Here is a 24326-nt window from a genome sequence, read left to right as displayed (position 1 = left end):
TGCAGGGACCATTTATGAAGTCTTTATATTGATCTGAAACTTTTTTAAATCAGGTTTAGATAATTCCTTCTCTAAATACTTTCGAACGTCTTCCTCATTTTCTCCTTCAGCAATCTCTACCCAAATTATAGGATCAGACACCCCTATTTGAAAACTTTCCAGTTCAAATTTGTCCCATGCAGATTGAAGAACTTTTTCTGTACTATATGGTTCTTTTTGTGCATAACCAATAAATGCAAATATAACTACAAACAACAATACAAATATTCCCCATTTAACCCTATTCATCATTCCACCTCCATTTCTCCAATCAAAAGTAATTAACAACACCTTAGCATAAATTCATATTTTTACCAATCGGCATATTAATAAAGTTCTTTCCTGTCCTTTGATACACTCAGAAAAAGTTCTCTTTTCCGGTGAATAACGAAAGATCATCCATGCTATTGTTATCGCACAGAAAAGGTGAACGGTGAAGTGACCGATTTGGAGCTGGATGATGCGGTGTAAGAAATAACCGAAAACGGCCACATTGAATATGGCTACGAAATTAACGCATTTACGGGGACCAACCTGTCATTTTGAGAAGACTGAAATGGACAAGAGGAAAAGCATAAAAACGCAAAAACCCGCCATCCGGTTGGCGGGTTTTTGCGTTGTTCAGTCAACCATTCGTTTCCGATAAAGAAGAAACGTTGCTATAAACACGACGATTCCCCAAAGTAAAATCCATCCTAAAGGAAGGAGAACATCGGAGAACTGAGCCCCCGCTTCCACTTTAGTTGCGATTTCAATCAATTGAATGTTCGGCAAATAATTTGCCGCTTCTAAGACAGGGTAGCGGTCCGCTAAAGAGGTGATGGAGGAGCCGAATGAAAAAAGCAACATCACCGGTAAAATGTATACGGAGGCTTCCATGACCGATTTGGCAAAGAGGCCAAGTAAAGTTCCGAGTCCAATATAAAAGAAGGAAGAGAGCAATAGTGCAATCCCGATGATTCCGATGTTGGCAGGGTGATATTCTGCAAGAAATGCACTGAATATAATGACCAACGCAGTAGAAAGAAAGGACAGCAAGCTTTTGCCGCTTAAGATTTCCAACGTACTGGCAGGGGATAACATGAGCCCTCGCAAAGTGTTCTTTTCCTTTTCTTCCGCGATTAAACAGCATTGGACGAAAGTCGCTACCATCGTGAAACTCAAGTTAAAAAGCATGAAGAAGGTATCAATCGATTGGACGCCCATCCGACCGTAAAAGGCAGCGAGCAGCAAGGGCATGAAGATGACGATCGAAACCGCCATATTCCGTGAAAAATCCTTATAATCTTTGATGAATATTGCGCTTACCCGTTTCCAAGAAAATGTCATGCCAGTTTCCTCCCTGTCACTTTTACAAAAATATCACCTAACGTCGGCTCGTTGGAGTGGATTGCTGCCACCTGATTTGTCTTCATCAGATCAAACAGTGGCTGTGCACCATCCGTGCCTGCCGGCAGTATGATTTTTTGATCATTTGTCAATTCCACGGTAATAGTGGAGTCTGAGTACCGTTTTTTCAATTTGTCAGGAGTATCCAGTAATTGGATTTTTCCTTTGTTTAAAAAGGCAACCCGATTACAAAGCGTCTCCGCTTCCTGCATGTCATGTGTCGTGAGGAAGATGGTCGTCCCCCTGGCATTCAACGCACGCAGCCCTTCATAAATATGAAGCGTATTGGTCGGGTCGAGGGCGGATGTCGGTTCATCTAAAAACAACAGTTCAGGCTCATGAAGCAAAGCGCGTGCCAATGTCACCCGTTGCGTCATCCCTTTGGATAAGGTCGATACCCGCTTTTTCTTGTCTTCGTTTAAATTGACAATGTCCAGCACTTCGCTAATCCGGGCAGTGGGAACTCCGTATAAATCGCAATAGAGTGATAGGTTGTCATAAATTGACAACCTTCCGTACAAGCCGCTATTATCGGTCAGTACGCCAAACCGTTTGCGGTATTCCGTTTTTTTCATATTAGCCACAGGCACTCCAAACACTTTCGCTTCACCGTTTGTTGGATGTAACTGCCCGGTCAATATTTTAATCGTTGTCGTCTTGCCTGATCCACTCGGTCCAAGGAAGCCGAAAATTTCTCCTTTTTTCACTTGGAAGTCGACACTTTCGATTGCAAGCTGATTGGCAAACAGTTTTGCCAAGCCATTCACCTCAATAATATGCTCCATTTTTCATCCTCCTGAAATGTTTGCTGTTTGTATGTCTATCCTTAGATTACAAGCTACAGATAGAGTCGACATTATTTCTTGGATGAATAGAGTCATTCAGAAGGTAAGTGGAGTATATCGAGGGTTCAGTGGATGCAATATGTTACGGGAATTCGTCCTTATTGTTGAAATCAATCGATTTATTTCCGGGGAAATAATCGCATTTTCCCCATTATTTGATCCCAAGCATCTCTTTCAGTTCGGCCATCTTGGATTTCGACAGGGGAATTGTCGGTTTTTGGGCATCTTCCAACACAAGGCTATAACTATTCCGTGTCCACGTGATCACTTCCCGGACTTTCTGCAAGTTGACAATATAGGAGCGATGACAGCGGAAAAATCCGAAAGGCAATAATCGTTCCTCCAACTCCGCCAAAGTAAAGACACTCGGGAAGGACTCACCTTTTATATGAAGGTAAGATTGACCGTCATTACTTTCGATATAATCGATTTCCGGAGGGTTGAAGAGGACAATCTTTTCATTCACCTTTGTTGGAATCTTCTCGAAACGGACAGGCTGGGATAATTCAATTTCTTTTCCCAATTCGCTCAATTCCTCCAAGTCTTCATTGGTTTCCATCTGAACAGGGAGCAGCCCGCTGTCGTCCAATTTAAACACTTTGTCGGCAGCTGTAATTGCGCTCTCCAAATTGCCTGTCAATAGTAAAACCGCTTTGCCCGAATGTCTAAGTTGTTGCAACAAGGAAAGATAAATTCTCTTTGATTCCAAATCAAGGTTCTGATCGGGTTCCTCCAATAGATAGACGGTCGGGTTCTGCACAAGCAGACAAGCAAATTGGACCCGTTTCGTTTCCGAGTAGGATAGTTGTCTGATTTTCACTTTCCGCTTCTCTTCCAGATGCACAGCTTGCAAGATGGCTTGAATGGATTCTGTTGAGGAGTGGAGGCGCTTTGTGAATTGAAGGGTTTCCTCTATCGTAAGCCGTTCATAAAGTCCTGTCTGAAGAAATAAAAAGCCGATATCCTGATTTCTACCTGGATTTCCGCCATTAATGCGAATTTCCCCTTGGGATAATTTCATGTTGCCCAGAAGCAGGGCGATCAGTTGCTCGCGCACATTGACGCTGGAATGTAACGCGATTACTTGGCCTTCCTCAACCGATAAATTGAAAGCCGGGAAAACTAGCATGTCATGAATCCGCTTTTCTGCTTCCTTGAATTGTAGAACCATAACCGATCCTCATTTCCTCATATCTATGTAGTTGTATTATAGCAGGTAACGAGGAGCGCCAACGAGAAGTTTTATGGGTCTTAAATAGAAGACACCCCTTCCGCACGTTACGAAAGGGGGTGTCTTATCTGAAGCATTTAGCTTGCTTTTCCAATCAGACCGGATTCCTCGAGAAATTCTTGGGCGACGCGTTCGACCATCATGCCTTCGTTATCGACTTTAGCATTCATTTTCTGCATCGCTTCTTCGTCGATCATCCCTTCGAGCTGTCTGAGGACATCTTCAATTTCAGGGTAATCCTTCAACGTTTCCTTCCGTACGAGGGGAAGTGCATGATAAGGCGGGAAGTATGACTTATCATCTTCCAGGACGCGCAAATCATAATCTTGTAACTGTCCATCCGTCGTGTACGAGTTGATGACATCGACTTCCTTAGCGCCGATGGAGCGGTACATGATGCCGTGGTCCATTCCTTTGACATCCTTGAATTTCAGCCCGTACTCTTCCTGAAAACCGGGCAAGCCATCCGGCCGGTCGATGAATTCAAAGACCGCCCCCAATGTGAAATCCTCCGAATAGGCGGCGAAGTCACTGAATGTATGGACATCGAGCTCTTCGGCTTTGGCTTCATCGAGCGCGAGGGTGTACGTATTGTTGAAGCCGAATGTGTTGAAGGCGATGATGCCATCCCCGTCCACGAGGCGCTTTGTCGTTTCAAGCGTCTCCTCCGCAGTACCGGGATCCGCGTGGTAATAGTTGACGACGATCGTCCCTGTGTAATCCGGGATGACGTCGATATGGCCATTGACCATCGCGTTCCAGACGACGTTGGAGCCGCCCAGATTTTCCTTATAGATCACCTTGATATCTGTCTTGTTTTCAATTATTTGCCCCATTACATGGGACAAGATGATGCTTTCCGTATTGTTTCGCGAACCGAGCGTCAGGGAGTCTTTTTCAATGAGGATGCAACCCGACAGGATACTTGTAATGAGTACCACCAGGATGCCCATCCGTATAATCCTCTTCATCATCTCAACCCTTTCGGCGTCGTCCAGCGTTCCACTCCACCGAAGAACGTCTCCAGTAGGATCGCTAATAGTGCGGCTGGGATTGCTCCGAGGAGGATCAAGCCGTCTATCCCGCGTGTGATGCCAAGGAAGATGAAGTCTCCCAGTCCGCCAGCCCCAATGAACGCGGCGAGTGTTGCCGTACCGACGTTGATGACAGCGGCTGTCCGGATTCCGGCCATGATGACGGGAATTGCGAGTGGCAGTTCTACTTTAAACAGGATTTGCCGACTCGTCATACCCATGCCCTTTGCCGCTTCGGTCGTCGCTCGGTCAACGTCTTTGATTCCCGCATACGTATTGCGGATAATTGGCAACAGTGAATAAAGGAATAGTGCGGCAATGGCGGTTTTTACGCCGATTCCGAAGATGGGAATCATGAAACCTAATAGCGCCAGGCTTGGAATCGTTTGCATAATACCCGCCCCACCAAGGACAAAAGTCGTCAGTTTCGGAACGCGGGTGATCAGGATGCCGAGGGATACGCCAAGCACAATGGCGATCAGCATCGAGAAGAACACGAGCTGGATATGGACGGAAGTAGCTTCAAGCACTTCTTTCCATCGCATCTGTGATTGTTCTAGGAGTTGGTCCCATATGGAAAGGTTATTCATTGTGCTACCTCCGCTTCCGTCCACTGGCTCGACATGGCGGATAAGAGGGAACCGCGCGTTACAAGGCCAACCAATTTAGATGCTTCATCCACTACCGGAATCATGCCGAATGTCGTTTCTTCCATCAGTACGATGGCATCTTTGGCCGTTGCGGTGGATGGCAGGGCGGGTTGTGCTGGTAACATGATTTCATCGATTTTCTTTATGCTGTCCAATTTCTTGATAAGATCGTATGCAGAGACGATTCCTAGCAAGTGATGGCCCTCATCCACCACGATCAGGTTGGTGATTTTGCGTTGTCGGATTAAAGAAAGTGCTTTTTCAGGAGAACGATGAGGAAGAGATGTGATGACCGATTCCGACATGATATCCGTGACTGGCATCAATTCCGGATTTTGGATGATCCGGTGTTTTCCGATGAATTCCTCAACAAAACCGTGGGCCGGTTCATGAAGTAATTTCTCTGGAGTGTCCAACTGAAGTAATGTACCGTCTTTCATAATAGCGATGCGATCGCCCATTTTTAAGGCTTCATCCATGTCATGTGTGACAAACACGATGGTTTTATTCAATTTTTTGTGAAGGGAAATCAGTTCGCCTTGTAATTGATCCCGTGTCAATGGATCCAGCGCGCTGAACGGTTCATCCATTAGTATGATGTCGGGATCTGCTGCCAGTGCCCGTGCAATACCGACCCGTTGCTGCTGCCCCCCCGATAATTCTTTCGGATAGCGGGTTGCGTAGAGATCTGGATCGAGATCGACCAATTCCAGCAGTTCGCGCACCCGAGGTTTGATCTTTTGAATGTCCCAACCTTTCAATTGGGGCACGGTCGCAATATTCTTTTCAATTGTGTAGTGGGGGAATAACCCGATCTGTTGGATGACATATCCGATACTTCGGCGCAGCTCGGCTGCATTATAAGAATTGGTATCCTTTCCGTTGATGGAAATCATACCGCTGCTGTGAGGTTCCATCCGGTTGATCATTTTCATCGTCGTGGACTTCCCGGAACCGCTAGGCCCGATCAGGACTAGAAATTCACCTTCCGGTATGTCGAAGCTTACGGATTTTACAGCTTGGAATCCGTCTTCGAACGTTTTACTTACATTTTCAAACTTAAGCATGTGTACCTCCTATAGTTTTTTACAAAGTTTTTTTCTTCGAATGTTAAATGAAAAAATAACTGGAAGAAAATAAAAAATAAGACATGGGGGCAACCGAAGTACCAGTTGCAAAATGTCTTACTCCAATAGTATACCATAAACAATTCAGAATTTCAGGGAAGTCTGTAAAGGCTGACTATTTTGGGGTGGTGAAAATGCACTCTCATTGTCCGAAGGTATCTATTTCCAGTACAATCGATTAGGAAAGGATGTGCGCGGGAAATGACTATGAATATTTTTATTGTGGAAGACGACACGGCGATTTTTCAATCCTTAAAGGAGCGTTTGGAACAATGGGCTTTCCGAGTGTCGGGGCCGGTTAATTTCCAGGATGTCATGGGGGCTTTCGTTGAAAATGAACCGCATCTCGTCATTTTGGATATCCAGCTTCCGGCGTATGACGGTTTCCATTGGTGTCGGGAAATACGGGCCGTATCGAAAGTGCCGATCATTTTCCTCTCTTCCCGGGATCATCCGATGGACATGGTCATGGCGATGAATATGGGGGCGGATGATTATATCCAGAAACCATTCCACACGGATGTCATGCTTGCGAAAATTCAAGCGGTTCTTCGAAGGACGTATGCGTACGGGGAAGAGGCGACGGATTTATTGGAATGGAACGGCGCGGTCATTGATTTGAAAAAAGGTATAATCCGGATAGAAGGCAAGGAAATTGAATTAACGAAAAATGAATTTTTCATTTTGAGCATATTGGTGGAATCCAAAGATGAAATCATCTCGCGGGATGAACTGATTCGCAAGCTGTGGGATGATGAGCGATTTGTGAATGACAATACATTGACGGTGAACATTACGCGATTGCGCCAGAAGCTTGCGGATATCGGGTTGGGGGATGCCATCGTGACGAAAAAAGGGATGGGTTATATGGCGGTCACCTTATGAAAAGGATGGAAATGTTCGGTGGATACCTCAATGATCGGAAAAGTTGGATTCTCTTTTTCGTTGGTTCGCTTGCATTTACTGATATTTTAATTTGGATTGACAAAGGGCTGGCGGTGAAGCCGGGTTCCATTTTATATTTAAATATCCTGCTTATCAGCGCCTTTATCGCGTTCTTTCTATGGCGTTTTATAAAAGAAACAAGATTTACGAGAGAATTAGGGGCTCTATTGGAGGGGCCTATCGCGGATTGGCAAACGGCATTGCCGGATCCACAATTCGTTCATGAAGACAGGATCAATGAATTGCTGCAGCAAGTAGCGGAGGAGACCAATCGGAAACTAGCCAAGATTCAGACAGCGACCATTATGGAAAGTGATTATACCGCGGCTTGGGTGCATGAAGTGAAAGCGCCGTTGACGGCGATGAAAATGACGATTGATGCTCATCGCCAAGACCCGGCCATCCGGAAAATCGAAGCGGAGTGGCTGCGTGTGCATTTGCTCATCGATCGTCAGCTATATATAGCCCGCATGCCGACGCTGAGTGCGGATTATCTGTTGGAGAAAGTCGAAATTCGGGAGCTGCTCAATCCCGAAGTTCGGGAACTGCGGTCTTGGTGCATTGAGAAAAATATTGCGGTCGATTTTGACGGGGAGGACACTTTCGTCGTCACCGATAGAAAGTGGTGCCGGTTCATCATCCGGCAAGTGTTGACGAATGCGGTGAAATACAGTCCTGTCGGCGGCACGATTTTCCTGTCAGCGAAAACAGCATCAGACGGACATATCAGATTGACCGTGCAAGATGAAGGACCCGGCATTCCTGCTCGTGATCTTCCGCGCATTTTCGACAAAGGATTTACAGGCGGTACGGGAAGGCTCCATAATGCGGCGACCGGGCTCGGTTTGTATCTAGCTCGGCAGGTAGCGGAAAAAATCAACATTTCAATGACCGCGCAATCCGAACTGAATAGAGGAACCGCTGTGCACCTGACATTCCCGAACGAAAACGTCTTCGATGCTACACGAACGTGACAACAATGTCACATTGCATGCCCTATTTGTCATTCGAATCAAACGACCGGAATAGATCGGCACGGTAATATGAAGACATAGCAAACAGGGAGGCAAAAAATTATGGAGTCAACCAATACTGTGTTACATGCACAAAATGTCCGTAAGTCGTTCGGGACGCGGGGGAATGTGCAACCCGTTTTAAAAGGGATCGATCTGCGCGTGATGGAAGGCGAATTTGTCGGGATTATGGGACCTTCCGGGGCTGGGAAGACCACCTTATTAAACGTCCTTGCGACGATTGACCGCACAACGGAAGGATCGATACTTATCGGAGATTCTGATATTTCGAAGATGAAAGATCGGGAACTCTCCGCATTCCGCCGCGATAAATTAGGGTTCATTTTCCAAGATTATAATTTGCTCGATACACTGACCGTGAAAGAAAATATCCTATTGCCGGTGTCGCTCGGCAAAATGAAAAAGCGGGTGGCGGAAGATGAATTCAAATCGATTGCTGAGATTTTAGGTATTGCCGAGTTAGCGAATAAATACCCACATGAAATATCAGGCGGCCAGAAGCAACGGACATCTGCGGCACGCGCGCTTATTAATAAGCCGTCCATGGTCTTTGCGGATGAACCGACGGGCGCACTTGATTCGAAATCGGCATCGTCGCTTTTAGGTACACTGGAAGATGTCAATAAAAAACGCGGCGTCACAATCATGATGGTAACGCATGACCCCGTTGCATCCAGCTATTGCAGCCGCGTCGTCTTTTTGAAAGATGGGATGATCTATTCCGAACTGTACCGGGGCGAACAGACGAGACAGGCCTTCTTCCAGGAGATTCTGAAAGTGCAAGGCGTGCTCGGGGGTGACAGCGTTGACGCTCTTTGATCTCGTCGTCCGCAGCATGCGGAAAAATATCAAGCATTACTATTTGTACTTTTTCGCGCTTATTTTCAGCGTATCGCTTTACTTTGTATTTGCGACGCTGCAGCAAGATTCGGCGGTTGCCGCAGAAACGCTCATTTCCATGAAAATGAAGAACGCCTTTGCGGCGGCAGGTATATTATTGATAGTCATTGCAGGCATTTTTGTGATTTATGCGAATGCCATCTTTCTTAGAAGAAGAAGCCGTGAGATTGGACTGTATCAGTTGATTGGCCTGACAAAAGGAAACGTAGCCCGCATGCTGATCATCGAAAACGCATTGCTCAGTGCGGGGGCTTTGCTCGTCGGGATGGGGGCAGGCCTGCTAGTATCTCGTGTATTTTTATTGCTTCTCATGAAATTGGTTGGATTTGATGGTTTTATCAGTCTGTCGTTTTCAATGAAAGCTGTTATCCAAACGAGTATCGTATTCTTGGCGATTATTCTATTAACTTCCGCGCAAATGTTATTTGCCGTGTATCGGAATACACTTTTGGGATTGTTCAACGCCGAAAAAGCGGGAGAATATCCAAAAAAACCGAAAGCGATTCGCTCTGCTATACTCGCTTTACTTGGGATGGGGCTGATCGGATTCGGATATTGGCTCTCGGGACGAATGATCAATGCCTTGTTTTTCTTTAATATGCTCGCTGTTTTGGCAACCACGATTCTTGGAACCTATTTGGTTTTCCGGGTGACGATTAGCTGGCTGATGTACCAGATCCGGGTCAGGAAAGACGGCCACCTCGGATTGTATAATAGTCTGTCCTTGGCATCCCTGATGCACCGGATGAAAGGAAATGCGAATTCCCTCACGATTATTACGACGTTATCCGCAATGACCTTGGCGATGCTGGCGGGAGCTTATTCGCTTTATTACTCTACGGAAAAGGATTCGCGCAAGATGATGCCTTATGATTTCATGTTCAGCGACGAATCCAGCAAATTCAAGGAATTGAGCGGACAATTTCTCCAAGAGCTCGATAGCAATGGGGTTTTATTCACCACAACACCGATTGAGATGGTACCCGTGGCGGGGCAATTTGAGGGATTGCCGAACTGGTTTGGCGATAAACAACACTCCGTCATCGTAAATGCCAAACAGCTTCGGGAGGCGGGACTGGACATCGGGGTGAAGGGCGTGGATACGGCAATTATCCATGATTCCTCTCTTGAGTGGATGCTCAGCACTTTGAAGCCGCCTTTTGAAATTACATTGTCGGAAGACCTGGTTACGGATGAAGGGCAGAAGGAATTCCGGCTGATCGCTGAGGAAGTGGGAAGCGGGAACGTCCTCAATTACCCGGCACCGGGCGTCCAGATTGTTGTAGAGAATGCTCTTTTTGAGGAATTGCAAAAGGATTTCTTGGCGGCTGGAGAAGAATCCGGGATGATTAAGAAACTCGCCGTGAAATTGAAGAATCCCGACCAACTTGAAAAAGCGGCTGACATTTTGGCTCAGCAGAAGTACAGTGAATTGCCGAAGGGCTATTATACGCTTTATCGCAATCAAATGGAGGACAATGGTCTTCTTATTTTCATTGCTGGATTCCTTGGTTTGGTTTTCCTTATCTCAACTGGGAGTATTCTGTATTTCAAACAAATGACAGAAGCGGAGCAGGAGAAACGGAGCTATGCGACGTTGCGCCAATTAGGATTCACGGTGCAGGATATTATGCGCGGCATCATCCGTAAGCAAGTGTTTGTATTTGGATTGCCGTTGCTAATTGGTTTGATGCACTCCATTTTCGCCATCAAGTCCGCGTCGTTCATCTTCATGTCGGATATTACCATACCGGCTGCAATCGCGATGGGGTTGTACGTGCTAATTTATCTGATCTTTGCATTCCTGACGGTCGGCTATTACCGGAAAACGGTGAAAGCGGCGTTATGAGCGGACGAAGCGCCGGCATAAAGAAAAAAAGGGATTGTCCAAGCGGGACAATCCCTTCAGACTGTAGACAAACTCCAGAAATTTTGGAGTTTGCCTACAGTCTTTTTTCTTTTACAATGGAAGTAATCTTAGGAAATGTTGATTTCCGCTGCGGATGGACGCTTTCCGCGGGCACGGCTTCAGCCGCTTCCCTCGCTGCGCTCAGTCCAGGGTCTTCCGCTCGTGCTGTTCCCGCTGGAGTCGCCATCCTCCGCTCCAATCAACAGTTTTTCCTTCAAACTTACAGAGGTGATGGATATGATGACGAAGAATCAAATGAACCAACGAGAACAGTTGGAAATGCTGACTATTGAACAGTTGGTGCCCCAGGATCATTTGGTACGTAAACTGGATGCAGCCATTGACTTCGCGTTCATCTATCCATTGGTGGAAGACCTGTACTCGACAATCGGGAGACCCAGTATCGACCCGGTGGTACTGATCAAAATGACATTCATCCAATATACCTTCGGCATACGATCCATGCGCCAAACGATCAAAGAAATTGAAACGAATATGGCATACCGCTGGTTTCTCGGCTTTGGCTTTCATACAGAGGTGCCCCATTTTTCCACATTCGGGAAGAACTACATTCGCCGTTTTACAGATACGGATCTATTTGAACAGATCTTCTATCGGGTGCTGAAGGAGGTCGCAGATCGTGGGCTTCTTAGCCCGGATCATGTCTTTATCGACTCCACCCATGTGAAAGCGGGTGCGATGGACAACCCTACGAGGGCTAAAAAAATTGTCCATGCAAGCGATGCTTACGTTTGCTGCTTTGAATCTTAAGAAGTTGGCCAGCTGGACGTGGAAAGCGCCAGCCACGGCGTAATAGAAAGAAAAATAGAAGAGTGGTAGGGCTCATTTCCCTAAAAAAACACTTAAAACAGGAAAAGGGTTGGAAATCAAATCGATTTCCAACCCTTTTGTCTACAGTCTGAAGGGATTGTCCAAGCGGGACAATCCCTTTTTCTCAAAATCCGCATCTGGAACTTCATTTCTCCAACTCTGCCGCCACAAACTTCAAATCCTCCGCCAACAATGGATATAAATTCGGCCGGCGTCTGGCGGCCAGCGGATGATAGGCGACGGCGGTCCGATAGCCCCGGACATCATGCCAGCTGCCTCGCAATTGTTTGACCTCCGCTTCGGGGTTTTGGAAAAATGACTGTACAGCAACATTCCCTAGACAAAGGACAAGCTCGGGTTGCTGTTCTTCCAACTGCCTTACCAAATGGCGGATGCAAATATGCCGCACCGTTTCTTTGTCATAGGCGCGAATCGGCTTTCGTTTCAGCACATACGTGACATAAAGGGAATCCTTCGATAAGCCCGCCTCAAAAGCGGCCTGCTGCAATGTTTGTCGCGTCCCGCAGACCATCGGCGTCCCTTCACGATCCTCCCGCGCGCCTGGATTATCGAGGACAATCATTATAGGAGCTTTGGGATTTCCCTCTCCCCAAATCATACGAGTTCCTTGTTCATAGAGCCCGCATTCCTTACAATTTTTCTCGGAAGGAGGCGTCGCGTCTTCGGGCCAAATTTCCGGGCAAAACGAATTCAACATTCTCACGCTCCTTGCGATGAAAACCGATTTTTTACATTATCGGACAAAATTCGAACCGAACTCCTGCATAATGCGGTCCACTTCTTCCACATGTTCCGGCTTCAAAAGTGCTTTCATGCGAGGCATGAAACTCGTTAAGTAAGCTTGATCGAAAGTGCGGTCCGCTTGCTTTTGAAAACTTTCCGCGAGCAAGTCCTCCGCTTCTCCGATTTTATCCTCTTGCACTCTTTCCAAAATAAAGGATTGAAATTTTTGCTGTCCTGCATTCATGCGATCTCCTCCTAAATTGTTCATTCCGTAAAATTATTTCACACATTATAAAAAATAGACAGATTTTCGATTGTCAGTTGTTTCATGGCGTTCCCGCTTCATTTCATTTTACTTTCTTTGGCAATTGAAAAGATGAGTGAATTTCTAGAAAAGGGACAGTATAGAGGTTGTAAGTGAATTTATGAATTCGCTTAACAATAACAAAAAATGGAGAGTGTTCAAATGAGGGACAACAACCAAGATCGTCAACGTCAAGATCGTCAAAATCGCAATAACAATAACCAAGATCGTAACCGGGAATTGGATAACTTGGAATTTGGTCAAGACTTCTTGGACGACATTCCACAGCGCAACGATAATAATCAAAACAACCGGGATAACCAAAACCGCAACCGAAACAATAATAACCGCAACCGTTAAGTGAGTATGAAATCCTGTATTGCCTTAGGGTGATACAGGATTTTATTTTTTATACGTAAATATTTTTACCTATTTACGTATCGTATACAACATGTTAGGGTGGAAGAGGTGTTAATACACAACATATAGTAGTATCTAACGATTGGATGGTACCAGATTTGGTTTAAAAGGGAATCCGGATGCAAACCGGAGCTGTCCCCGCAACTGTGGTCGCTGACGACCGCCTCGATAACCACTGCAGCAAAGGCTGTGGGAAGGGAGGCTGGAAGGATGAAGCGCAAGCCAGTATACCTGCCGCCTATCGTCTGCGACACTTTCTTCGGGGGTTGAGAGGTGGGGGCAAGCGGCTTTTTGCTAATGACTTTTTAGGCGAAATGTGTATCGTTTGTTTCTACATAAAATCCTGAGCGATGGCTCCTACCGGAAGAGGTGGAGGCCATCGCTTTTTTGATTTATTTTTATAAAGGAGAGGAATAGGATGACAAGATTAATTGAAAAAAGTACCGTTCCCACAGTGATGAATGAACTGCAAAATGAATTTGGCACCGACGCTATTGAACCCTTGGCCCTTGCCAGTAAGAGATGGCAACGGCAACACCCGGCCGGGGATGAATCCGAGTGGACAAAAGCGATGATTTTAGAGGCGCTTAGTTTACTCGACGAAGCTGCCCCGTATTGGACGTACGTGGCGGCCCGCCTTTATTTGAAAGAAGCGTACAGGCAACAGAAAGAATTGCGCGGTGTCGACGTATACTCTAATTTTGCCGAACATGTAGCCCGCTTGGTGCGGCAAGGTTTGTACACGGCCGACCTTCTCGAGAATTACGATCCGAATGACTTAGCGGCAATCGGCAAGCTGATTGAGCCAGAACGGGATAAACTGTTTACCTACATAGGATTGAAAACGTTGATGGATCGGTATATAGCAGTGGATTTCGACAAACAACCTGTCGAGCTTCCTCAAGAGCGATGGCTCATCATCGCGATGACATTAATGCAGAATGAAACGGTCGATCGCTTGGAGAAAGTGGCTGAAGCCTATTGGGCGATGAGCGAATTGTACATGACCGTAGCGACGCCGACGTTAGCGAATGCCGGCAAACCGAATGGACAACTATCCAGCTGCTTCATCGATACCGTGGATGATTCCTTGCAAGGAATTTATGATAGCAATACTGACATAGCTAATTTATCCAAATATGGGGGCGGCATTGGCGTCTATATGGGGAAAGTTCGGGCTCGCGGCTCGTCTATCCGGGGATTCAAGGGAGCATCGAGCGGTGTACTGCCGTGGATCAAACAATTGAATAATACGGCTGTCAGCGTGGATCAATTAGGGCAGCGCCAAGGGGCTATTGCTGTATATCTTGATGTATGGCACCAAGATATAGTGACGTTCCTTGACTTGAAGCTGAATAACGGAGACGAGCGGTTGCGAGCCCATGACATTTTTACAGGGGTTTGTTTGCCGGATCTGTTCATGGAGCAGGTCGAAAAGCGGGGAGAGTGGTATTTGTTCGATCCGCATGAAGTTCGCACGGTGATGGGGTATTCCTTGGAGGATTTTTATGATGAAACGAAAGGTGCTGGGTCGTTTCGTGATAAGTACGAGGAATGTGTAAATCACCCGAAATTAACGAAAGAAACCATACCGGCAATTGAAATTATGAAACGCATTATGCGCAGTCAGCTCGAAACGGGGACGCCTTTCATGTTTTATCGTGACGAGGTAAACCGCACGAATCCAAATCGGCATGAGGGGATGATCTATTCCTCTAATCTTTGTTCGGAAATCATGCAAAATATGAGTCCGACAAAGTTTGAATCAGTTGCATTGGAAGATGATCTTGTCGTCACCCGATCAAAACCAGGTGATTTTGTTGTTTGTAATTTATCTTCCATTAACCTTGGAAAGGCAATCCCAGCAAACGTGTTGGACCGTTTGATCCGCATTCAAGTCCGCATGCTAGACAATGTCATTGATTTGAATGAAATTCCAGTCGTTCAAGCGCAGCGGACCAATGCACGCTATCGCGGAATCGGTCTTGGTACATTTGGCTGGCACCACCTATTGGCATTGGAAAACATCCAGTGGGAATCGGAGGAAGCTGTTGAGTACGCTGACCGTCTTTATGAAAAGATTGCGTATGCGACGATTCAAGCATCAATGGAACTGGCAAGAGAAAAAGGAGCTTATCCACTATTTAGAGGTTCGGATTGGCAATCAGGCGATTATTTTGTGAAGCGCGGCTATGATTCAAGCGCTTGGCGGGAGCTGCGAATTGAGGTGGCGGCATATGGCGTGCGAAACGGCTACTTAATGGCCGTAGCGCCGAACAGTTCGACATCAGTGATTGCTGGCTCCACGGCATCAATCGATCCGGTCTTTAAACCGTTCTATCATGAGGAAAAGAAGGATTATAAGTTGCCGGTCATCGCGCCGGACCTCAATCATCATACGTATGATGTATACCGCCGTTCCGCTTATATTGTAGATCAGCGGTGGTCCATTAAACAAAATGCGGCCCGGCAGCGCCATATTGACCAGTCGATTTCGTTTAATCTCTATGTGCCGAATAATATACGCGCATCGGTGTTGCTTGGCCTCCATCTCCAAGCATGGCAATCCGGTATGAAAACGACCTATTACACCCGTTCCACCGCATCGGATATTGAGGAGTGCGAATGGTGTCATTCTTGATCGCCTATGCGTCTTGGAGCGGCAATACCGAAGAAGTAGCGGAACTGATTGAGGAGACGCTTCACCAGGAAGGGATGAATGTCACCAAACATCGGATCGGGGGAGGGGGACCCATTCCGAATCCTGGCGAGTATGATGCCATGCTCATCGGTTCCTTTACGTGGGACCAAGGGGCAACCCCGGACGAGGTGAAAGACTTCGTTGCGGATATCGGCTATAAGCCGGAGCCTGTCTATGTATTCGGGACAGGGGACACGCAGTTTGGGGGAGATTTGTTATTTTGCAATGCGGCAGTGAAATTGGCGCGTTTTTATCAATCGGCCGTTGCACCGTTGAGGATTGAACAAAGCCCTAGAGGCGTACAGGAAAGCAAAGTGATGGAATGGTCGAAAGGAGTTTTGGAACATTGGAGACACTTACACGAGTTAAAGTGCTGAATCCGGCACATCCCAATAAATCAACCGCAATCTTTGGAGGAAAAGCAAGCGGCATCTTGAATTGGAACGACCTCGCTTATCCGCATTTTTACACAATGCGTCAACGGATCCGTTCCTTGTTTTGGACAGCAAATGAAGTGGATATGACACAGGATGTTAAACAGTTTCCCACATTATCATCGGCAGAACAGGAAGCGTTTCTAAAAATCATTGGCCTTTTAGCGACATTGGATGGTCCGCAAACAGTCATTGCGATGAAAATCGCTGACTTTACAACCGATCCTTCCGTGAAATCGATCATGGCCACGATTGCGGACCAAGAAAGCGAGCACAATCATAGCTATGCGTATGTCCTTTCCTCCGTAGCCCCCTTGTCGAAGCAAATGGCCTCTTTTGAAATGGGCAGGACAGATTCCGTACTTCTGAAACGGAATGAGCGGATTGTCGAAGTATACAATGAATTTGCAGAGCATCCGACGATTGAGACCGTATTGAAGGCGATGGTTTATACGACTTTATTGGAAGGGCTATTTTTTTATAGCGGATTTGCTTTTTTCTACAATTTGGCGAGGCACCAGAAGATGGTCGGTACGTCCACGATGATATCTTACATTAACCGGGACGAACTGCAACACGGAAAAGCCATCAGCGACATCTTCCGAGCAGCCTTGGCGGAGCATCCGGAATATAATACAGATGAATTCGCTTCCTGGATCTACAATCAATTCCGCCACTCGGTCGAGCAAGAGGTCATCTGGAGCCGGTATGTCTTAGGGGAAATAGAGGGAATTGACCTCGAGCAAATGGAAGGCTATATCAAGTACCGTGCGAATAAAATGTTGAGAATGCTTGGCTTAAGTGAAATTTATCCGGAACACACCGAAAATCCGATGAAATGGATCCGTGCGTATGTGGATAATTTTGATGACACCAAAACGGATTTCTTTGAGCAGACATCCCGACAATATGTCAAAACGAGCGACTTAAACGGATTTGATGAGTTGTAATGATTAGTATAGAGGCGGCAACTCAATAAGTTCTAACAGGAAATTAGACTGTCCAGAAAGCAGTGAAAACTGACTTCTGCGACAGTCTTTTTTTTACAGCAAAATTTCTAAAGCGTTCCGGGAAACTCCTTCATTGTACTACTCAGCGTTGTTTGCCATGGAAAGCCAAAGAAATTAGGTGTTTCCCTAATAGAGGGTTTATGGAATAAGTTTTAGAATAAAGGGTAAGAGGAAGAAGAGGGTATATATTCATCAAGTAGTATTAATTTGGAATAAAAATAAAAAGGAGCGTGTCGTATCATATGAAAACGAAATTCGGTTTAAATTATTTTAAACCCATTGAACGATACTCCGGCAACTGGTCCGTTCTTGAGGAAAAAAGCCGGGATTGGGAAAACATGTATCGGCAGCGTTGGTCTCATGACAAGGTGGTCCGTACGACACATGGAGTGAACTGTACCGGATCCTGCAGTTGGAAGGTTTTTGTGAAGAACGGGATCATTACATGGGAGAACCAGCAGATTGACTATCCTTCATGCGGCCCCGATATGCCGGAATTCGAACCACGCGGCTGTCCACGTGGTGCTTCGTTTTCTTGGTATGAATATAGCCCGTTGCGAGTGAAATACCCGTACATACGAGGGAAGCTCTGGCGTATGTGGACCGAAGCGATCACGGAACATAAAGATCCGGTGAAAGCTTGGGCAAGCATCGTAGAGGATCCCGAAAAGACAGCTGAATATAAGAAGGCGCGTGGGAAAGGAGGGCATATCCGTGTCGATTGGCGGGATGCGACCGTCCTGATTTCCGCACAGCTCATTTACACGATCCAAAAGTATGGACCGGACCGGATTGCAGGCTTCACGCCGATCCCGGCCATGTCCATGGTCAGTTACGCTTCCGGAGCCCGCTTCCTTTCATTGCTTGGCGGAGAAATGCTCAGTTTTTACGATTGGTACGCTGACTTGCCGCCGGCTTCCCCGCAGATTTGGGGAGAGCAGACGGATGTTCCGGAATCGAGTGACTGGTTCAATGCGGGCTATTTGATCATGTGGGGATCGAACGTCCCGCTGACTCGTACACCGGATGCTCACTTCATGACGGAAGTGCGCTACAAAGGGACGAAAGTCGTTTCTGTCGCACCGGATTACGCGGAAAGTGTTGTCCATGCCGACGACTGGATCGGTGCGGAACCCGGCACGGATGCAGCCGTCGCTCAAGCGATGACGCATGTCATTTTGGATGAATTCTATGAGAAGCGGCAAGAGCCGATGTTCCTGAATTATGCGAAGCAGTATACAGATATGCCATTCCTTCTCATGCTGGATGACTTTGACGAAGGGGCGTTCAAGGCAGGACGGTTCTTGCGCGCGAGCGACCTCGGCAGCCAAGCAGAAAACGGAGAATGGAAACCTGTCATCCTCGATGAAGTGGCGAATGAAATCATCGTCCCGAACGGCACGATGGGACAACGATGGGAAAACGAAGTGAAATGGAATCTGATTCTGGAGAACGAGGATGGATCCCGCATCGAACCTGCCTTATCGCTTGTCGACCATGGGGCGGAATGGAAGGAAATCGTCTTCCCGTATTTCGACAATACGTCCAATGGCACGTTCAGAAGACCGATTCCTGTCAAGAAGATCGCTATGAAAGACGGGACGGAAAAATGGGTGACGACCGTCTATGACCTGATGCTGAGCCAATACGGCATCAGACGAATCGGCAGTGACTTGGAAGCGAAGGGCTATGACGACCCGGACTCTTTCTACACACCGGCTTGGCAGCAGAAAATAACAGGTGTTAAACCGGAATTGGTCACACAGATTGCGCATGAATTCGCACAGAATTCAATCGATACGGGTGGGCGTTCGATGATCATCATGGGGGCCGGCATCAACCACTGGTTCAACAGCGACACGATTTACCGGTCGATCCTCAACCTTGTCGTACTCACCGCATCCCAAGGAGTGAACGGCGGCGGATGGGCGCATTACGTGGGACAGGAGAAGTGCCGCCCGATTGAAGGCTGGAGTTCAATCGCCTTCGCACGGGATTGGCAAGCACCGCCGCGGCTGCAGAACGCTACGTCCTTCTTCTATTTCGCGACGGAACAATGGAAATATGAAGAAGCGGGGATCCAGCCGCTTCTGTCACCGACAGGAGGCAAAGCGAAGTATGATCATCCGGCTGATTATAATGTCCTGGCTGCAAGACTCGGCTGGCTCCCTTCCTATCCGCAGTTCAATAAAAACAGCCTGTTGTTTGCGGAGGAAGCGGCGAAATCCGGTGCTGCGACGACGGAGGAGATTGTCCGACATACGGTTGAAAGGCTGAAATCAGGAGAAGTCAAATTTGCCTGCGAAGACCCGGGCGCACCTGAAAACTTCCCGCGCACGATGTTTGTCTGGCGCTCGAATCTCGTCTCGAGTTCCGCCAAAGGGCAGGAATATTTCATGAAGCACCTCTTCGGGGCGTCGGATGGACTGCTCGCTACGCCGAATGATGATATGAAACCGGATGAAATGGTATGGCGCGAAGACGTGGAAGGGAAGCTCGATCTTCTCGTCGCACTCGATTTTCGCATGACGGCTACGCCGATGTATGCCGATATCGTATTGCCGGCGGCCACCTGGTATGAAAAGGTGGATCTGTCCTCCACGGATATGCACCCATTTGTCAATCCGTTCAATCCAGCGGTCGATCCGCTTTGGGAGTCGCGATCCGACTGGGACATCTATCGGACGATCGCCCAAACGTTTTCCGAAATGGCGAAAAAGCATTTGCCTGGGGTCTACAAGGATTTGGTCACGACACCGCTTGCCCATGATTCCGCGCAGGAAATCGCACAGCCATACGGGGAAGTGAAAGATTGGAAGAAGGGCGAAGTCGAAGCGATCCCAGGCAAGACGATGCCGGGCATGGCGATTGTCGAACGGGACTACACGAAAGTGTATGACAAATACATTACCCTAGGACCGTTGCTGTCGACAGGAAAAGTCGGGGCGCATGGCGTCAGCTTCCCTGTCGCTGAAGAATATGAAATGCTGAAGAGCATCAATGGCGTTTATTTTGATGAATCAATTAAAAACGGTCTTCCGAAATTAAATACTGCAAAGCAAGCGGCAGAGGCGATCTTGGCGCTTTCATCCGCCACGAACGGCCGGGTTTCCCAGCGAGCGTTCGAAGCGGCTGAAGAGTTGACGGGGGTCGAATTGAAGGACATTTCAGCCGACCGGGCAGCGGAGCGGTTTACATTCGCCGCTATCACGGCACAGCCGCGGGAGGTCATTCCGACGCCGGTCTTCAGCGGATCGAACAAGCTTGGTCGACGCTACTCGCCGTTCACGACAAATATTGAGCGCCTCGTGCCCTTCCGGACATTGACAGGTAGGCAGCATTTTTATATCGACCATGAATTGTTTTTGGATTTCGGAGAAGCACTGCCGGTCTATAAACCGACATTGCCGCCGATGGTATTCGGACCGCGTGACAAGCAAATTGTGGGCGGACAGGATTCCTTGGTACTCCGTTATTTGACGCCGCACGGAAAGTGGAATATCCATTCGACGTATCAGGACAATCAGCATATGCTCACATTGTTCCGGGGAGGGCCGACTGTCTGGATTTCGGACCTGGACGCGAAAGAGCATGGCATCGACGACAACCAATGGCTGGAAGTGTATAACCGGAACGGCGTCGTGACAGCCCGTGCGGTCGTCAGCCACCGGATGCCGAAAGGGACGATGTTCATGTACCACGCCCAGGATAAGCATATCCAAGTACCTGGATCAGAGATTACGGAACAGCGCGGGGGCAGCCATAATGCGCCGACCCGCATTCATATGAAACCGACGCAAATGGTCGGCGGATACGCACAACTTAGCTACGGATTCAATTACTATGGGCCGATCGGGAACCAACGTGATGAGTACGTGGCGGTCCGTAAGATGAAGGAGGTCAACTGGCTTGAAAATTAAAGCGCAAGTTGCAATGGTTATGAATCTGGACAAATGTATCGGGTGCCACACTTGTAGTGTGACGTGCAAAACGACATGGACGAACCGTGAAGGCGCGGAGTATATGTGGTTCAACAACGTGGAGACAAAGCCGGGGATCGGCTATCCGAAACGATGGGAAGACCAGGAAGTGTACAAAGGCGGCTGGCAAATCAACAAAAAAGGGAAATTGGAGTTGAAGTCGGGCTCCAAGCTATCCAAGATCGCCCTTGGGAAAATCTTCTACAATCCGGATATGCCGGAGATGAAGGATTTTTATGAGCCATGGACGTATGATTATGAAAAACTGACGATGGCCGGCGACAGTAAACATACACCCGTCGCCCGTGCGAAGTCGATCGTGTCCGGAGAATATATGGATCCCGAATGGGGTCCGAACTGGGAAGATCAGCTAGCCGGGGGGCATATTACGGGGCCAACCGATCCGAATATCGAAAAAATCGAAGAGGAAATCAAATTCAATTTCGAACAAGCCTTCATGATGTATTTGCCAAGGCTTTGCGAACACTGTCTGAACCCGAGCTGTGTCGCTTCCTGCCCGGCAGGTGCCATTTACAAGCGCGATGAAGACGGAATTGTCCTTGTCGACCAAGAAGCATGCCGAGGCTGGCGTTATTGTACGACCGGCTGCCCTTATAAAAAAGTGTATTTTAATTGGAAGACGAATAAAGCTGAAAAATGTACATTCTGCTTCCCGCGCATCGAATCCGGATTGCCGACAGTCTGTTCCGAGACATGTACAGGCCGGATCCGTTACCTTGGCGTATTGCTCTATGATGCAGATCGTGTATTGGAAGCGGCGTCCACTCCAGAGCCGACAGATCTATACGAAGCACAATGTGACTTATTCCTGGACCCATATGATCCGGAAGTGATCGAACAGGCGAGAAGGGACGGCATCACGGAAGAATGGATCGAGGCGGCCCAGAACTCACCGGTCTACAAGCTGGCCATCGAGTATCGCCTGGCATTCCCGCTACATCCGGAATACCGGACACTTCCGATGGTCTGGTATATTCCGCCGCTTAGCCCGATCATGAACTATTTCGAAGGGAAAGATTCCATCAACAATCCAGATGCAATCTTCCCGGCCATCGAAGAAATGCGGATTCCAATCCAATACCTTGCAAATATGCTGACGGCAGGAGATGCGGCTACAGTGAAAGGCGGATTACAACGGATGGCGATGATGCGCTCCTATATGCGCGCCATTTCCTCAGGCAAAGAGTTTGATGAATCGAGATTGGAGCGGGTCGGGCTGACTGCCCATCAGACGAAACAGATGTATCGTCTATTGGCGATCGGCAAGTACGAAGAGCGTTTCGTCATTCCGACTTCCCATAAGGAAGGGCATATGAATGCGTACCGCTCCCAAGGTTCCGCCGGATTTGATGGGATGGGCGATTATAGCATGGGCACGGCACCAAGCCAGTTCAGCTACTCCGTCATGGGGTCGGATGGCAACTGTGATGGCTGCGGTCCCGTCAACCCGGTGAAGACAGGGAAGGAAATCTATGAAGAGAACTTCTACGGGGGGATTTGGCGTGATTGATCTCAACCGATTGTACGAAGTGAAACAAGCGGCCGGATTCTTCGCCAACCAGTTGACGTATCCCAAGAAAACCACCTTTCATCCATCGGTTCTGGAAGGATCCTTTGACCCTTCAGACCCGGCCTATGAGGATATTGCGACCTATTGGCGCCTTATGCATGAATACAGCATGGATGAAATACAGGAGATGTACACCTCTACATTCGATTTCCAGAAAGTGACCACGTTATTCATGACGTACATCAAGTACGGGGATTCGAAAGAGCGAGGACAAATGCTGGCCAAACTGAAGGTGCTCTATGAAATGTTCGGTCTAGATATGCCGGATGGCGAATTATCCGACTTTCTTCCCCTTATGTGCGAATTCATCTATGCGGCGGAATGGAGGGGCGATCCAAGAGCTCCACAAAGCTTCTCTTTGCTGCTTGCAGTCATCGAGGACGGTTCCTTCCATTTGATGAAGGCGCTCGAAAAATTCGAGAGTCCATACTTCTATTTGATTAGAGGAATGAGAGAAACGTTTAAAACCTGTATTCGACAGGAGGCGTCTGCAAATGAGTGAACAATTTCTGTGGGTCATTTTCCCTTATGTCTGTATGGCGGTATTCATCGTCGGCCATATTTTCCGTTACCGAAATGACCAATTCGGATGGACGGCCAAGTCGAGTGAGTTTATCGAGAAAAAGCAATTGATGATTGGGAGCCTGCTGTTTCATCTTGGAATCATTCCGGTCATCCTTGGTCATGTTGCCGGCTTGGGTATCCCGAAGACGTGGACCCGGGCACTCGGCATCAGCGATCATATGTACCATATGGGGGCTGTCTGGGGCGGTGGATTTTTCGGAGTGGTGACATTGATCGGGATGATCATTTTGACGTCAAGGCGACTCACAAATAAAAGTGTACGGCAATTGTCGTCCGCTTCCGACATGATTGTCAACACGCTACTTCTTTTCATCGTTTTCATCGGGGTGTACAGTTCCCTTGTGACTAATAATTTAAATCCGGGCTTCGATTATCGGGATTCAATATCGGTCTGGTTCCGATCCTTGCTCATCTTCCGCCCGGAAACGGCGTATATGACTGTCGTGCCGCTCGCTTTCAAATTGCATATCTTGACGGGGTTTTTAATATTCGCCATGTGGCCTTTTACAAGGCTCGTCCACGTATGGAGTGTTCCTTTGAATTATGTGGGTAGAAGCTATATCCTTTATAGAAAGAACAGTCCAAATTAAGTCGGGATAGAGGCGCCTGCCTCGCCCGGATGG

The 24326-nt window shown here is 47.6% G+C and carries 22 protein-coding genes, 1 pseudogene and 1 riboswitch; of the genes and pseudogenes, 14 read left to right on the top strand and 9 right to left on the bottom strand.

Annotated features, from left to right (window positions below; genetic code table 11):
* Positions 1–12 precede the first annotated feature (12 nt).
* The 7 genes from MKY41_RS12295 to MKY41_RS12265 all read right to left on the bottom strand — a co-directional run bounded on the left by MKY41_RS12295 (position 13) and on the right by MKY41_RS12265 (position 6255).
* On the bottom strand, positions 13–288 hold the full coding sequence (locus MKY41_RS12295) for a hypothetical protein (RefSeq protein WP_340745289.1): 276 nt from the start codon (positions 286–288) through the stop codon (positions 13–15).
* A gap of 372 nt (positions 289–660) precedes the next feature.
* Positions 661–1368, bottom strand: coding sequence for an ABC transporter permease (locus tag MKY41_RS12290; protein WP_340745288.1), 708 nt, complete (start codon positions 1366–1368; stop codon positions 661–663).
* Positions 1365–2213 carry an ABC transporter ATP-binding protein gene (locus MKY41_RS12285; RefSeq protein WP_340745287.1) on the bottom strand — a complete coding sequence of 283 codons (849 nt, stop codon included), beginning with the start codon at positions 2211–2213 and terminating at the stop codon, positions 1365–1367. Before MKY41_RS12285 ends, MKY41_RS12290 begins: the two co-directional genes overlap by 4 nt.
* A 211-nt stretch (positions 2214–2424) precedes the next feature.
* The gene (locus MKY41_RS12280; RefSeq protein WP_340745286.1) at positions 2425–3444 is read right to left on the bottom strand and encodes a LytTR family transcriptional regulator DNA-binding domain-containing protein; all 1020 of its coding nucleotides are present in this window, start codon (positions 3442–3444) and stop codon (positions 2425–2427) included.
* 137 nt (positions 3445–3581) lie between these two features.
* Entirely contained in the window at positions 3582–4475 is an 894-nt protein-coding gene (locus MKY41_RS12275; RefSeq protein ID WP_340745285.1) for a glycine betaine ABC transporter substrate-binding protein, read from the bottom strand.
* Positions 4475–5128, bottom strand: coding sequence for an ABC transporter permease (locus MKY41_RS12270; RefSeq protein WP_041072877.1), 654 nt, complete (start codon positions 5126–5128; stop codon positions 4475–4477). The genes MKY41_RS12275 and MKY41_RS12270 overlap by 1 nt, the downstream gene beginning before the upstream one ends.
* Entirely contained in the window at positions 5125–6255 is a 1131-nt protein-coding gene (locus tag MKY41_RS12265) for a betaine/proline/choline family ABC transporter ATP-binding protein (protein ID WP_340745284.1), read from the bottom strand. Before MKY41_RS12265 ends, MKY41_RS12270 begins: the two co-directional genes overlap by 4 nt.
* Before the next feature lie 267 nt (positions 6256–6522).
* On the opposite strand from MKY41_RS12265, the gene MKY41_RS12260 reads away from it, so the two are divergent.
* The 6 genes and pseudogenes from MKY41_RS12260 (at position 6523) to MKY41_RS20775 (ending at position 11917) form a co-directional block, all read left to right on the top strand.
* On the top strand, positions 6523–7200 hold the full coding sequence (locus tag MKY41_RS12260) for a response regulator transcription factor (protein ID WP_041076375.1): 678 nt from the start codon (positions 6523–6525) through the stop codon (positions 7198–7200).
* On the top strand, positions 7197–8234 hold the full coding sequence (locus MKY41_RS12255) for a sensor histidine kinase (protein WP_340745283.1): 1038 nt from the start codon (positions 7197–7199) through the stop codon (positions 8232–8234). The genes MKY41_RS12260 and MKY41_RS12255 overlap by 4 nt, the downstream gene beginning before the upstream one ends.
* 102 nt (positions 8235–8336) lie before the next feature.
* Positions 8337–9113 carry an ABC transporter ATP-binding protein gene (locus tag MKY41_RS12250; protein WP_340745282.1) on the top strand — a complete coding sequence of 259 codons (777 nt, stop codon included), beginning with the start codon at positions 8337–8339 and terminating at the stop codon, positions 9111–9113.
* Positions 9091–11043, top strand: coding sequence for an FtsX-like permease family protein (locus tag MKY41_RS12245; RefSeq protein ID WP_340745281.1), 1953 nt, complete (start codon positions 9091–9093; stop codon positions 11041–11043). The genes MKY41_RS12250 and MKY41_RS12245 overlap by 23 nt, the downstream gene beginning before the upstream one ends.
* A 297-nt stretch (positions 11044–11340) precedes the next feature.
* A pseudogene (locus MKY41_RS12240) lies at positions 11341–11853 on the top strand (transposase); the annotation flags it as partial.
* The gene (locus MKY41_RS20775; protein WP_445683309.1) at positions 11798–11917 is read left to right on the top strand and encodes a hypothetical protein; all 120 of its coding nucleotides are present in this window, start codon (positions 11798–11800) and stop codon (positions 11915–11917) included. The pseudogene MKY41_RS12240 and the gene MKY41_RS20775, both read left to right, overlap by 56 nt.
* Positions 11918–12079: 162 nt before the next feature.
* On the opposite strand, the gene MKY41_RS12235 is transcribed toward MKY41_RS20775, so the two are convergent.
* Positions 12080–12649 (bottom strand): uracil-DNA glycosylase, encoded by a 570-nt coding sequence (locus MKY41_RS12235; protein WP_340745698.1) that lies wholly within the window; start codon positions 12647–12649, stop codon positions 12080–12082.
* 39 nt (positions 12650–12688) lie between these two features.
* Positions 12689–12922 carry a hypothetical protein gene (locus tag MKY41_RS12230; RefSeq protein ID WP_340745280.1) on the bottom strand — a complete coding sequence of 78 codons (234 nt, stop codon included), beginning with the start codon at positions 12920–12922 and terminating at the stop codon, positions 12689–12691.
* A 222-nt stretch (positions 12923–13144) separates the two neighbouring features.
* On the opposite strand from MKY41_RS12230, the gene MKY41_RS12225 reads away from it, so the two are divergent.
* The 8 genes from MKY41_RS12225 to narI all read left to right on the top strand — a co-directional run bounded on the left by MKY41_RS12225 (position 13145) and on the right by narI (position 24293).
* Positions 13145–13342 carry a hypothetical protein gene (locus tag MKY41_RS12225; RefSeq protein WP_340745279.1) on the top strand — a complete coding sequence of 66 codons (198 nt, stop codon included), beginning with the start codon at positions 13145–13147 and terminating at the stop codon, positions 13340–13342.
* 130 nt (positions 13343–13472) lie between these two features.
* Positions 13473–13654, top strand: a riboswitch (cobalamin riboswitch).
* A 166-nt stretch (positions 13655–13820) separates the two neighbouring features.
* The gene (locus tag MKY41_RS12220; RefSeq protein WP_340745278.1) at positions 13821–16043 is read left to right on the top strand and encodes a ribonucleoside-diphosphate reductase subunit alpha; all 2223 of its coding nucleotides are present in this window, start codon (positions 13821–13823) and stop codon (positions 16041–16043) included.
* A complete protein-coding gene (locus tag MKY41_RS12215) occupies positions 16028–16480 on the top strand; it encodes a flavodoxin (protein ID WP_340745277.1) in 453 nt (150 codons plus the stop codon). The genes MKY41_RS12220 and MKY41_RS12215 overlap by 16 nt, the downstream gene beginning before the upstream one ends.
* Complete coding sequence (locus MKY41_RS12210; RefSeq protein ID WP_340745276.1) at positions 16426–17487, top strand: ribonucleotide-diphosphate reductase subunit beta; 1062 nt, start codon at positions 16426–16428, stop codon at positions 17485–17487. The genes MKY41_RS12215 and MKY41_RS12210 overlap by 55 nt, the downstream gene beginning before the upstream one ends.
* A gap of 302 nt (positions 17488–17789) precedes the next feature.
* Positions 17790–21467, top strand: a complete 3678-nt coding sequence (locus MKY41_RS12205; RefSeq protein WP_340745275.1) for a nitrate reductase subunit alpha — start codon at positions 17790–17792, stop codon at positions 21465–21467.
* Positions 21457–23058 (top strand): nitrate reductase subunit beta, encoded by a 1602-nt coding sequence (gene narH / locus MKY41_RS12200; protein WP_340745274.1) that lies wholly within the window; start codon positions 21457–21459, stop codon positions 23056–23058. The genes MKY41_RS12205 and narH overlap by 11 nt, the downstream gene beginning before the upstream one ends.
* Positions 23051–23620: a nitrate reductase molybdenum cofactor assembly chaperone gene (narJ, locus tag MKY41_RS12195; protein ID WP_340745273.1), complete on the top strand. Its 570-nt coding sequence runs from the start codon at positions 23051–23053 to the stop codon at positions 23618–23620. Before narH ends, narJ begins: the two co-directional genes overlap by 8 nt.
* Complete coding sequence (gene narI / locus MKY41_RS12190; RefSeq protein WP_340745272.1) at positions 23613–24293, top strand: respiratory nitrate reductase subunit gamma; 681 nt, start codon at positions 23613–23615, stop codon at positions 24291–24293. The genes narJ and narI overlap by 8 nt, the downstream gene beginning before the upstream one ends.
* Positions 24294–24326 lie beyond the last annotated feature (33 nt).

Source organism: Sporosarcina sp. FSL W7-1349 (genome assembly GCF_038003045.1).
Taxonomy (GTDB): domain Bacteria; phylum Bacillota; class Bacilli; order Bacillales_A; family Planococcaceae; genus Sporosarcina.
This window is presented reverse-complemented; position numbering and strand designations above follow the sequence as displayed.

Excerpts from the sequence above, each read along its gene's own strand:
- MKY41_RS12210 (WP_340745276.1), top strand. The coding sequence starts at position 16,426 with ATGGTCGAAAGGAGTTTTGGAACATTGGAGACACTTACACGAGTTAAA.
- MKY41_RS12250 (WP_340745282.1), top strand. The coding sequence starts at position 8,337 with ATGGAGTCAACCAATACTGTGTTACATGCACAAAATGTCCGTAAGTCG.
- MKY41_RS12220 (WP_340745278.1), top strand. The coding sequence starts at position 13,821 with ATGACAAGATTAATTGAAAAAAGTACCGTTCCCACAGTGATGAATGAA.
- MKY41_RS12290 (WP_340745288.1), bottom strand. The coding sequence starts at position 1,368 with ATGACATTTTCTTGGAAACGGGTAAGCGCAATATTCATCAAAGATTAT.
- MKY41_RS12215 (WP_340745277.1), top strand. The coding sequence starts at position 16,028 with ATGGTGTCATTCTTGATCGCCTATGCGTCTTGGAGCGGCAATACCGAA.
- MKY41_RS12260 (WP_041076375.1), top strand. The coding sequence starts at position 6,523 with ATGAATATTTTTATTGTGGAAGACGACACGGCGATTTTTCAATCCTTA.
- MKY41_RS12265 (WP_340745284.1), bottom strand. The coding sequence starts at position 6,255 with ATGCTTAAGTTTGAAAATGTAAGTAAAACGTTCGAAGACGGATTCCAA.
- MKY41_RS12230 (WP_340745280.1), bottom strand. The coding sequence starts at position 12,922 with ATGAATGCAGGACAGCAAAAATTTCAATCCTTTATTTTGGAAAGAGTG.
- narI (WP_340745272.1), top strand. The coding sequence starts at position 23,613 with ATGAGTGAACAATTTCTGTGGGTCATTTTCCCTTATGTCTGTATGGCG.
- MKY41_RS12280 (WP_340745286.1), bottom strand. The coding sequence starts at position 3,444 with ATGGTTCTACAATTCAAGGAAGCAGAAAAGCGGATTCATGACATGCTA.
- MKY41_RS12255 (WP_340745283.1), top strand. The coding sequence starts at position 7,197 with ATGAAAAGGATGGAAATGTTCGGTGGATACCTCAATGATCGGAAAAGT.
- MKY41_RS12275 (WP_340745285.1), bottom strand. The coding sequence starts at position 4,475 with ATGAAGAGGATTATACGGATGGGCATCCTGGTGGTACTCATTACAAGT.
- MKY41_RS12225 (WP_340745279.1), top strand. The coding sequence starts at position 13,145 with ATGAGGGACAACAACCAAGATCGTCAACGTCAAGATCGTCAAAATCGC.
- MKY41_RS12295 (WP_340745289.1), bottom strand. The coding sequence starts at position 288 with ATGAATAGGGTTAAATGGGGAATATTTGTATTGTTGTTTGTAGTTATA.
- MKY41_RS12205 (WP_340745275.1), top strand. The coding sequence starts at position 17,790 with ATGAAAACGAAATTCGGTTTAAATTATTTTAAACCCATTGAACGATAC.
- MKY41_RS12285 (WP_340745287.1), bottom strand. The coding sequence starts at position 2,213 with ATGGAGCATATTATTGAGGTGAATGGCTTGGCAAAACTGTTTGCCAAT.
- MKY41_RS12270 (WP_041072877.1), bottom strand. The coding sequence starts at position 5,128 with ATGAATAACCTTTCCATATGGGACCAACTCCTAGAACAATCACAGATG.